We start from the raw sequence: 11,251 nt of genomic DNA on the forward strand, positions 1-11,251 counted from the left end.
GCCTGGGAGGCGAGAGTTGCGGGACCGCGATCCTCTGCGTGGAGGGGGACGAATTCAAATCGCGCGCAGTGAAAAAGCGGCGTTACGCATCTATACTAGCGTATTGAGAGTCCGAAGGGAATTCCCCATGTTGTATCTGAAACACCTTAGTACCGGCGCCACGCGGGTTCGCCCGGCCGTGGTAGCCATCCTTCTCGTTGCCACGTTCACCGTCATGCTGGTCGGGCCGGCCCTCGCCCAACAGGCGCCGCCTCCGCCGCCGGAGGGCAAGCCCTCGCAACCCGCGCCGGCTGAGGCGGGCGGGCCGCAGGGTGACATCGGTCCCATGGCCATTCCCAAGAAAGGGGAAGCGCCGCCGGAGCCCAAGCCGCAGCCGGCAAAAAAAATCGAGGGAATGCCCGAGTATTCCATCAAGGTGGACACCTCGCTTGTCCAGGTGCCGGTACTGGTCACCACCAAGGACGGCCAGTTCATCCCCGGCCTGAGGGAAGGCAACTTCCGCGTGCTGGAAGACGGCGTGCCGCAGAGGATCACCAAGTTTGAGGTTTCCAAGGCGCCGATCACGGCCGTGCTGGTGGTGGAATTCGCCGCCCGCTACTACCGGTTCGTTTACGACGCGCTCAACGCCTCCTATGTGTTCGCCCAGACGCTCAAACCCGAGGACTGGATCGCGGTGGTCTCCTTCGACATGAGGCCCACGATTGTCGCCGACTTCACCCAGGACAAGCGCCAGGTCATGGCGGCGATCAGCAGCCTGCGCATTCCGGGCTTCAGCGAGACCAACGTGTTCGACGCGCTCTACGACACGCTCGACCGGGTGGAGGGCATCGAAGGCCGCAAGTACATCGTGCTGGTGGCCAGCGGCTGCGACACCTTCAGCCGCATGACCTACGACAAAGTGCTGAAGAAGGTCAAGGACACGCCCAACGTCACCATCTTCACCATCAGCACCGGCGAGGCGCTGCGCATCTGGGCGGATGCTGTCGGCGGCGGACGCGGACCCGGCATCATGCCGTGCAGCGTCAGCTCCAGCATTGACTTCTTGCAGGCCGACAACCAGATGAACACCTTCGCCAGGATGACCGGCGGCCGCTGGTTCAAACCGCGCTTCCAAGGCGAACTGCCGGAAATTTTCCGCGACATCGGCGCCAACATCCGCAACCAGTACGTGCTGGCCTATCACCCCGCCAACTCGAAGCTGGACGGCACCTATCGCAAACTGAAGGTCGAGGTTGTCGCGCCCGACGGCGGCCCGTTCCACGTGCGCGATCAGAAGGGGAAAGACCTGAAGTTCCAGGTCATCGCCCGCGAGGGCTACACGGCCAAGCACCAGGTCGAATAGTTAGGGGTTAGTGCAGCGCCCGCGCTGAAGCTGCCGGCGCTAGCCGAGGTCGCGGCGCAAGGCGTCCGCCTGGCGTGCGCTGCCCTGGAGTGGCTCGTAGGTGGGTTCGACCTTCGGCAGAACTTCCAGCAGCGCCCACTGGATGCGCTGAATGGACTCGCTGACGATGGCGCCTTCCTTCGTGCCTTTGAGCGCGCCCTCGGTGAAGACCAGCGCCTGGAGCGCGTTGCGGATGTGGTGGTTCACTTCGTTGAGTGCTTCCATGCGTTCCATGATGAGCCGCCGCTGCCGGCGGCCATAGGCCAGCAGCGTGAACACCAGCATGGCCGCCAGCAAAGCGACCAGCCCGTTGGAGATCACGACGGCCGCCGGCGTTTCCTGGTGCCTCAGCAGGACAAAGTCGAAGCCCACGCTGGCAACGAACATCACCAGGCCCACCGCGCCGGCAATCGGCCAAAGATTGCGTGTCAGCATCGACAGCCGCAACCGCTGTAGAGGCGCGCCTCTCTCCTCGTCGAGAGAAGCACCGCAACACTCAGACGCATTGCTGGACGTGGCCACGAGAGCGGATTGTACCTCAACCGCTTCACCGCGACGCAGGCTAGTGCATGTGGAAAAGGCGGTCCATGAGGAACAGAAACCCGACGCCGAAGAAGACCACCAGCGCCATCTTGATCCCCGGCTCGCGATTGACCTCCGGGATCAGGTCCGAGGCGGCCACGTAGATGGTGACTCCGGCCGAGACCGGCAGCCCGACGCTGACCGCCTGGCGCGTGATCACCATCGTCAGCACGCCCAGCAGGGTCGCCCCGCCCAGCAGGACCGACGACCCCCACGCCATGGCGCGGCTGCGGCCGCTGGCCAGCATCACCGACGCCACCGTGAAGCCTTCCGGAATCTTGTGCAGGAACACCGCCATGAAGACGATCCATCCCAGCCAGGTGGAAAGCAGGAAGCCGGAGGCGATGGCGATCCCGTCGAAAAAAGTGTGGATGATCAGCCCCAGCAGCACCGACCAGGACTTATGTTTCTGCACGAACTCGTCTTCGTGCGTCTCCTCGCCGAAATGAAAATGCGGCGACACCGTGTGCTCAAAAAAATGGACGATCAGGTACCCCACCAGCACCAGAAAGCCGGCGTCATTGCCGCGCAGGCGCACGCTGGCGGGCACCATTTCCACCAGCGCCGTGGCCAGCATGAATCCTGCGCCGAGCGCCACGAAATACTTCAGATAGTTCTGGTGCCACTGCCTGTGCACAATGACGGCGCCGCCGACCACGTTGGCGGCGGCGGCGGTCAGCCCGAGCAGCACGCTAAGGGAAACGGGGCTCATGGGGAAGGAAGCAGGATAACAGTACCGAGGACCAAGTACCGAGTACCGAGTTCACAAATCCACGGTGTCGCCGCACTCAGTACTCGGTACTCAGTACTCAGTACTCGTTTTCCAAAATCAAGCGAATTCCGCGGCGGAACCTGGGAAAGCAGCACCCGGACAGTAATGAACGGCGGAAAAGCTGAATTTGACCGTCTTCCGCGAGCTGTATTAATCTGCCCCTACACTGAGAAAGGAGGTGGTCCAGGTCAACATGATTGACAGTCATATACAAAACCGCAGTGAGGTGTCTGAGGCTTAGAGCGGTTCGCTCTAAACCAACCTCAAGTTCCGGTGTGTTTGGCCCAACGCCACTCCAGAGTCAGTGCTGGAGTCCCGGAGGCAAGCAGGTCGCAGTCGCCCAGGCCGCAAGTCGTGCCGGGCAGATTAGAGTGACCGCCTCAGGCCAATCCCAACAGATTACCGGCGACCCGCGTGCCGCAATCGAGCCGCGGGTCGTTTTGTTTGGAAAAGCGTCGATGGTCGTTGGCCGATCGCCATTAGAAATTGCGAACGACTAACGACCAACGACTACCGACCGTCCTGGCGAACCAAAAACTCGGGCTACTCGCAACCCCCTTGCCTCTCCAGCGCCTTCCGGATCACCTTCTGCGCGGTTTCGGTGATAGCGAAATTCCCCAGCTCCTCGCGCGCCATCCAGCGCGCCTGCGCCGCATCCCCGCCGGCCTTCAACTCGCCGCCCACCACGCGGCAGAAGAAATCAATCAGCACGTAGTGATAGCGCGTGCGGCCGTCCGGATCGCGATAAATGCTGTCAAACACATCCAGCACGTCCACCGCTTCCACCTGCAGCCCGGTTTCCTCCAGCGCCTCGCGCGCGGCGCACTGACGCAGGGTTTCGCCGAGCTCCAGCGCGCCGCCGGGGATGGACCACTGCCCTTTCAGCGGCTCGGTGGAGCGCTCGACGATCACCGCGCGGCCGTCCTGTACGATGACCGCGCCAACACCGACGAGAGGGCGGTCGGGATAATCACGTTTCATGCAGCTCTCAACTCTCAGCTATCAGCTATCAGCCGGAACAAAGCCTACCAGAGTGTGCACCTGTCGGCAGCGACATGATTCTGCAAGAAAGAACGCGCGGCTGACGCCGCGCGCTGACTGAAAGCTGAAAGCTGATAGCTGATAGCTGACAGCTGACAGCTACGACAAGAATCCCCGCGGATTGAAGTCCACAATCTTCCATCCCTTGCGTCCGCGTTCCATTTCGAATTTCACCTGGCCGTTGCGGCGGATGGGCGCTCCCCCGGCACGCGGAATCTCTTCCATCTCGAAGTCCGCCAGCACCACGCCGTTGGGTCCTTCAATGGTGCTTTGCGAGATGCGGAAATGCACGCGGAACGAGTCGTAGCGCTGCATCATCGCCTCGATCTGGTCCTCGAAGGAAAGGTAACCCTCCATTTTGTCCTGGTCGAACGCCGACAGTACCAGGCGCTGGCTGTGGCCTTCCAGTCCGTCGCGCAGATCATTCAGCACGCTGTTGGCCACCGCTTGCGAAAACACGGCGCTGTCGTACGGGTCCTGGGACTTGGCCTTATCTTTCTTCTTCTTGTCTTTCTTGTCCTTGTCCTTGTCGCTGTCTTTCTTGGGCTGTTCCTGCGGCGGCGAGGAGGAATCCGGGGCCTGCTGCGCGGCGGCCAGGCACAAACTGAAGCTACTGAAGCTGAAGAGGCAAAGGGTTGCGATCGTGAGCACAAGCCTGCGCATACGAGATCCTCTCATTCCTGAGATGCTGCTCATTCTACTCCGGCTGCTTGCTTGCGCCGGAATGGAAAGCCCCGGCTGCGCGCGGCAGCCGGGGACCCGTTCTGCCTCGCGGGTGCTTACTGCACCTGCACGCTCAACTGCACGAACACGGTGGCGCCGCGCACGCCGCCGGCAAGATCACCGGTCGCCGCGGCTCCGGAGGCGGAACCGAGGCTGCGCATGACGAGGACCGCGCTATTGCGGAACAGGGCACGCGTCGCGGCATCCAACTGCCCCGGGTTGCGGATGGAGTCAATGGTGATCACCGCCGTGCGCCCGCCGCTCAACTGCACTGAGTAGCTGTGGCCGGCGACTCCCGCCAGTTCCGAACTGGCGCGCGCGCTGTCCGGGGCAACGCCGCCAAACGCCGCACCCAGGTCGGCCACGCCGGAGTCGGCGCTCAGCATGTAGATCCCCTTGGCGATATCGGCGACGGTCAGCTCCAGGTCGGCAGTGCCGCATGGGCCGACGCTCCCCGTCGAAAGCCGCATTCCGGCGCAGGCGCCCTCCTGAATTTCCAGCAGCACGCGCTGCGACGGGCCCGCGGCCACGCCGCCGGCGGCATCCCGCTGAGCGGGACCGCTGCTCATGGTGAAGTGCGCCAGCGGAGCCGATTTGTCGAGCGTCGTCTTTTGCGGCACCGTGTGCTGCGGATCAATGACCAGCAGCGCGGAGACGCGCGTCAGGCCGGCGGGCCGGTCCCCACTGCCACCGCCGGTGTCATTCAGCGGGCCGCCGCCGGTTCGTGCGCCGATTCTCGCCGGACGTAATGCCGCCGGCCGTGTGCCCGCGGCCACCGGCATTCCCGCTGAGCGGGACGAGTTCCACTGCAGTCCGCCGAGCGCGCTACGGCCCGCGCCGACGTCAAACGTGTCGCTTGCCACCGTGACGCCGTTCACCTGCAGCGCGATGGGGACGCCCTTCGCGTCCGCGGTGCCGTCATTGCGCACCCGGAAACGAACCTGGACGGTGTCGCCGAACTTGGGTAGGGACGGCGTGTAGGAAACGTCCGCGGCGCTCACGTGCAAGTCCATCCCGCTGAGCGGGACCGCGCCGGTTGCCAGGCGCTTCCCCAGCGGGATGGCGCCGCCGCCGCCCGCGCTCCGGTTCCACGAGCCGTTAATCCGCGTGAAGCCCCCGCGAGCCGAAGCGGCTGCGCCGCAGAAATTCTGGCTCAGCGACGCGTCGAAATAAAACGGGAAGTACTTGGTCGCACTGGAGGTCCCATTGGTGACCGTCGCTGCGAAAAAGTACAGCAGCAATCCATCCGGGGGCGGGACGTTGAGAGCGGGGGTGTTGGTCAGGTTGAATACCGGTGGGTTGCTGTAATTCGGCGCGCCTGAACTGGTTCCGCTCGGATTGGTGAAGCTCAACGGGGCCGCACCCACCGGAACGTGGTTGGCATCCTCCCATTCCCAGGCGATAGTCGGCACGTTGAAGCCGCCCATGCTCGCGATGGCCCAGTTCACGGTCAACGGAACCGGCGGACCGTTGGGCGCCACCGCCGTGCAGCCGTTCGCGCCCGCATTGGTCGTGATGATGATGTCGCCCACGTTCACCGGAACACCGACCGTCTGCCCGACCGGATCCGGCGAGGTCGTCAGCGACCGCTGGATGCCGTTGATGGTAATGCTGTACCCGCTGGCCGCGCCGGTGGTGATGTTGCCGTTCGCATCCTGGTTCGCCGTTACCTGGAACACCGCGCCGGAGTTGAACGGCTGTCCTTTTGCCTGCGGCGGCGTGGTTGAGGTATTCGTCCCGTCCGTGATCACGATGTCCGCCGTGCCCTGGCACGTCACACCTTCGGTCGGCGTGCACGACACGGGCACCACGGTTGCGATGTAGAGCTCGGTCAATGCGCCATTGACCTGGATGGGCACAGCAGGCGCCGATCCCGCCACGCAACTCGCACCGTTGTGCGTGCACTGGACCGCCAGCGGATAACTCGGCGCGGCGATGAATGTGTTGTTCACCTGCACGTGAATCGTCGCCTGCCGCTGCGCCGTCACCGCACCGCCATCCATCAACTGCACGAGCACCTGCGCCGGGTACAACCCGCTTTGCGTCGTCGTGTCGCTGACCGTGACCGTCGCGAAAAAGCTGTCCGGTGATGTCCCGGGGGCGAAGCCCGTGATCGCCAGCTTGCTGCCGACTACGCCCGGCGATGGAATGAAGGTCAGGGCGGTCGTGCCGCCACTGTCAATCGTGCCAGCCACTAACGCCTGGTTCGACCACGAGGGTCCGCCCGAGGTGATGGTCACAACCAACGGTGTGGCGTCGGACGCGCCGGGGTTGCTCACTCCCAGGCGCCAGTTGGAGACTGCCACGCCCTGCGTCAGGCTGTTATCGGCGTAATTCAGGTCGCCCGCCGTGTCTGCGGCCACCTTGGTGACCAGTGTGCCGCTGGACAATGCCCCCACACCCACGTCGGGTGCGATCGCGTGGACCACGATGTTGGTGCTGGTGTTGGGCCCAAGCGAAGGAACTTTCACGGCAGGCCCCCTGCCGCCCGAGTCCACCTGGTACCCATTCAAATTGATGGTGAGAGTTTCATTGCCCGCGCTGGCGGTGTTGCCGCCATTCCTCACCACGACGGTAAAGTCGAGCCCCTCGCCCGATAGCCAGGGCGTAGCCGTACTCAGCGTGCGTGCCGGGGTGGCGCTCACCACCTGCAGGTCGGGAACGCCTATCGCTTGCACATACAACGTGTAGGTCACATTCGCCGGGGGATTGCTGTTGGGCAGCGTCACCACTACCGGCAATGCCGTCACCGTGGACGTATTAGCGCCGATCGCCGCTGCAACCCGCAAGTCAAACGTTCCACCTTGCGTCACGGTGGTTGGCGTTACCGTCGCGGTAAAGCCCGCGGTCGGTGCTGGCGGCGTCACGGTCGCGGCATTGCCGGCGGCGCCGGCAAAGCTGGGCGTTGAGCTGACGGTCAGTGTGATATCGGGGTTTGCCGGACAACCGGCGGGCGGCTGGCCTGCGGTAATGACGCACGTCAAACTTGTCTGCCCCATCTGCAATTTCAGCGGGTCGCTGGGACCGTTGAGGAACAGATTGGTCGGCGTCACCGAGGCCGTCACATAGTTCAGCACCTGGGTGGCGTTCTTGGTTACTCCGTGATTGGTGGCGCTGTACACCGCCGTGACCGGCACCGCGCCGCTCGGCGACCCGCTCGTGGCTGTGCTCGCGGAGCCCGGCCCTGTGAACGAGGGCGGCGTGATCGTAACGGCAGTATTGTCGGTCGTCGCAGTCACCAGCAGCGGGAACGCCGTTGGATTGCCGGTCTCGTCCAAATTCACGCTGATCTGCGCCGTGCCGCCCAGCAGCACATTCTGCGTCGGCGCAGTCGCTGCCGCGGCGGCCCCGCCGCCCGGTTGCGTTTCCAGGAAGCCAGGGGGTACCACGATCGAGAGGTTGAAGTCCACCGCTTCGAACGGCAGGGTCAGCGAGTCGTCGGCCGTGGAGCTTTGCGCCAGCGTGGTCGTCAAGGCCACCATGCCCAAATACGTGCCCGGCAGGAAATTGTTGGTGGTGGCGATCATGGTTGCCGTAGTCGTGGTTCCTGCCGCCGGCGCCGCAATCGTTGTGGTCGGATTCCCGGTGCCGCCACCGCCACCGTTGCACGCTGTGTTCCCGGCCGGACCGCCGCTGCAACTCGCAGCCACCGTGATCTGTCCCACTTGGCTTACGTTGCCGACGTTGGCCACCACCGCATTGATGACCAGGGTCTCGCCCACCTGGACACCCTGCGCACCCGTAAAGGGCGGCGTATGCCCGGCGAACGAAACGCTCTGGACCACATAATTAGTCTGCCCGGTCACGGCATAGTTCACCGGGAAGTTGAAGCCCAGAAAGGTGATGTTGGTGGTGAGCGCGGGCCCGGTCAAAGCCGTGAACCCCGCTTGCAGGTCCCAGCTCAAGGTGCCGCCCGTAGCGGAGGTCACGGTTTGCGCGATCGGACTGGCGTTCTCCGCCGAGGGAGCGCACGGGGCGGGCGCGCACCCGATGATGCCCGTCGGCAGCACCAGCGCGAAGGTTCCTGGGCCATCCACGGTCACCGTCAGCACTGCCGCCGCCCCGCCGGACGACAAATTCGGCGTGGCGGTCTGGGTCAGGTGCACCGGCGTACCCAGGGTGAGCGGCTGCGCCGACGTGTTGGCGGCGTCGCAGAGCGCCTCCGCCACCGTGCAGGTCGGATTCACCGTCGCCTGCACCAGCAAGGGCGAGCCCAGCGCCAGCGTGCCGGGAACGGTCAGCAATGCGGTCAGGTTCTGCGTGCTGCCAGCCGTCAGCGGCAGTGGCAGGCCAACATCGGTGGTCGTCAGCGCGGTGTTATTGCTGTCCAGCAGGGTGAAGCGGACGATGGTGGCCGCGCTCAAGTCGGCGCCGCCGGTGTTAGCCACCACTGCGGTGAAGGACTGCGGTCCGGGCGGCACGACCTGCGCCGCCGCGGAGCTGCCGCCGGTATAGGTGGCGTACACCGAGGTGACCTGCAAATCGGGTAGCGGATTCGTGGTCACCGCCGGACCCGGCAATTGCCCTTGCACCGTTCCGTTATCGCCCTGGAAGTCGGTGATGTACCAGCCCTTCCCCGGCGCGCGGCTCATGCGGATGGAAAGCTGCTCGCCCTGGCTGAATGGGATGTTGGGGTTGGCCTTGAAGGTGTAATTCTGCACCCAGTCGGCGCGCACCGTCACGTCGTTGCACGAGATGTTGGCCTGCGACACGCGCGGGTTGATGTTCATCGACGCCAGCACCGGGAAGGTGCTGCGCACGTTTTGCTCTAGTGAGTTGTAGCCCGAGAACGCGGTCTGGTCGAAGAACGAGAGGAATTGGGTCACCTGCAGCGTGCCGAACGCCGCGGCCAGGTTCAGCACGCGCGTGGTGGGGTCGTCATAGGTCGAGGCCAGCACGTGGACCTTCACGTCCATGGCCGCTTGCTGGTTGTTGGTGTCGGTCACGGTGACGCGCGCAATGTAGTCGGCCGCGGTCAGGTTACAGGTCGGGAACTGGAAGTCCGAACTGGTGGACGCATAGCCCGCCAGCGGATTGCAGCCGGTCGCATTCGCCGGAATGGGCACGCCAAATTGCGCCGGACGGTACCCGGAATCGCACAGCACCCACTGGTAGCGCACGATGGACGCGCCGTTGTTGCCCTTCGACCGGCTCGCATCCGGGGCCGTAACGCTTCCTGAACCGAAGGCCGCGCCCAGGAAGGCGGAAAACTCGGTATTGTTCGCGGCCGGTGTCGGGGCCGCGATGGCAGCGTTGGCGATCGTCGTCATCCACGTCTGCCCCAACTGCGTGACCGTGCCCGTCGCGGCTTGCACGTTGGTGTTCAGGCTGCCGGCAATGTTCGCGAATGCCAGGCCCAGGCTGGCGTTCACCTGGTTGTACGCGGCTTGCAGCGCCTGGTTGAACGTGTCGTCGGGCACTCCCGCGGGATTGCGCTGTAGCAGCGCGTTCCATGCCAACTGGTACTGCGAATCAAAGGTCGCCAGCGCGCTCGTCACCGCCTGGTCCACCTGCCCGCCCGCCTGGTTGATGGAGTTCTGGATGGTGGCAACCTGCTGGTTCAAATTGTTCGTCGCGGGCGACAGGTCCACCACGTTGCCCTGGTTGGCGGACTGCAACTGCTGCAGTGTCTGGTTCACCGCCTGCTGCACTGATGCGACGAGCGCCGTCAGTCCTGCCTTGTTGGTTTGTCGCTCCTGGTCGAACAGGTCGTGGTAGGGTTTCTTCAGGTCCCCCGAGCCCGCGGCTGTGGGCGGAACCAAAATGGTAAAGACGGCGGCCGAGGCCGCCCCGCTCGGCTTGGTCAGCGTAAGGGTGCGCGGCCCCGGGGCTGCATTGGCGGCGATCACCATGTGGACCGTCACCGCTGTGTCTGTGGGCGCGCCCGACAACGACACCGTCACGCCCGATCCGGTCACGCTCACCGCGTTCACCGCGGCCAGCTTGGTTCCACCGATGGCGGCATCAAACGTCGTGCCCGGCATCGCCGAGGTCGGCGACATAGCGGTGATGTTCGCCGGTTCCGTATCCTGAATCAGTTGCTGGATCTGCTGCGGCGTGGCATTGGTCGGGATGGTCGGCGGCTTGCCGGCGGTGACGCTGGTGGTCAATCCCGCCGCGCACTGCACCGAGCCTTGGATACTGGGATCGCTGCTGGAAATCTGGGTAATGCCGGAAATGCACAAGAATACTGTGGTCCCGACGCTGGAGGCGTCGGAGCCGAAGTCGGTGCCGATGACGCCGGCGACCGCCGTGGGCGTACGCAGTTCGAAGCTGCCGCCCTGGCGCGTGATCTTGGCCACTTCCGCCCGCATCCGTCCGCCGTAGAGTTGCAGCGCCGTTTGCTGCGACCGGTCGTCGTGCTTGACGATCTTCAATTCCGACTGCGACCCCAGCGACAGGATGGATTGGTCGGTCAGCGTGATGCGGGCGCGCCCGCCCTTCAGCGTCTTCACCAGGTCGTTCCAGACCAGGTCGTCACCCTTCTTCGCCTCGTTGGTCACCGCAGCCTTGCCCGTCCCGCGAGTGATGGTGGCGACCGGCAGCAGCGCGCTGATGGCGCCCGCCTTCTGTCCCACTTTGGGGGCCGGTGTTTTTGGCGCCGGGGCGGCGTGCGCGGGCACTACCAACCCCGCCAACAGAACGGTCATGACAACCCCGAGCAGCAGTCGTTGCTTCGTCATTTTCTTCCTGCCCTTCTACGCCACCTGGTTCGGGCTATCGCAGAATCGTCTAACAACGGGCACTCCCCC

6 protein-coding genes are annotated in these 11,251 nt (G+C 64.5%); 1 reads left to right on the plus strand and 5 read right to left on the minus strand.

Annotated features, from left to right (window positions below; all coding sequences use genetic code 11):
- The first annotated feature begins 127 nt into the window (after positions 1-127).
- The gene (locus LAN70_00725) at positions 128-1,342 is read left to right on the plus strand and encodes a VWA domain-containing protein (protein MBZ5509671.1); all 1,215 of its coding nucleotides are present in this window, start codon (positions 128-130) and stop codon (positions 1,340-1,342) included.
- A 39-nt stretch (positions 1,343-1,381) separates the two neighbouring features.
- On the opposite strand, the gene LAN70_00730 is transcribed toward LAN70_00725, so the two are convergent.
- From LAN70_00730 to LAN70_00750, 5 genes are all read right to left on the minus strand, one after another.
- Positions 1,382-1,816 (minus strand): hypothetical protein, encoded by a 435-nt coding sequence (locus tag LAN70_00730; protein ID MBZ5509672.1) that lies wholly within the window; start codon positions 1,814-1,816, stop codon positions 1,382-1,384.
- A gap of 127 nt (positions 1,817-1,943) precedes the next feature.
- Positions 1,944-2,675 (minus strand): ZIP family metal transporter, encoded by a 732-nt coding sequence (locus tag LAN70_00735; protein MBZ5509673.1) that lies wholly within the window; start codon positions 2,673-2,675, stop codon positions 1,944-1,946.
- A gap of 603 nt (positions 2,676-3,278) precedes the next feature.
- Entirely contained in the window at positions 3,279-3,716 is a 438-nt protein-coding gene (locus tag LAN70_00740; GenBank protein MBZ5509674.1) for an NUDIX hydrolase, read from the minus strand.
- A 159-nt stretch (positions 3,717-3,875) separates the two neighbouring features.
- Positions 3,876-4,439, minus strand: coding sequence for a hypothetical protein (locus tag LAN70_00745; GenBank protein MBZ5509675.1), 564 nt, complete (start codon positions 4,437-4,439; stop codon positions 3,876-3,878).
- 116 nt (positions 4,440-4,555) lie between these two features.
- Positions 4,556-11,182, minus strand: a complete 6,627-nt coding sequence (locus LAN70_00750) for a FecR domain-containing protein (GenBank protein MBZ5509676.1) — start codon at positions 11,180-11,182, stop codon at positions 4,556-4,558.
- Between the last annotated feature and the right edge of the window lie 69 nt (positions 11,183-11,251).

It is taken from the genome of Terriglobia bacterium (assembly GCA_020072845.1).
GTDB lineage: Bacteria > Acidobacteriota > Terriglobia > Terriglobales > Acidobacteriaceae > JAIQGF01.

Bases quoted from the DNA above. Each gene is read 5' to 3' on its own strand.
- LAN70_00725 (MBZ5509671.1), top strand. From the start codon at position 128: ATGTTGTATCTGAAACACCTTAGTACCGGCGCCACGCGGGTTCGCCCG.
- LAN70_00730 (MBZ5509672.1), bottom strand. From the start codon at position 1,816: ATGCTGACACGCAATCTTTGGCCGATTGCCGGCGCGGTGGGCCTGGTG.
- LAN70_00735 (MBZ5509673.1), bottom strand. From the start codon at position 2,675: ATGAGCCCCGTTTCCCTTAGCGTGCTGCTCGGGCTGACCGCCGCCGCC.
- LAN70_00740 (MBZ5509674.1), bottom strand. From the start codon at position 3,716: ATGAAACGTGATTATCCCGACCGCCCTCTCGTCGGTGTTGGCGCGGTC.
- LAN70_00745 (MBZ5509675.1), bottom strand. From the start codon at position 4,439: ATGCGCAGGCTTGTGCTCACGATCGCAACCCTTTGCCTCTTCAGCTTC.
- LAN70_00750 (MBZ5509676.1), bottom strand. From the start codon at position 11,182: ATGACGAAGCAACGACTGCTGCTCGGGGTTGTCATGACCGTTCTGTTG.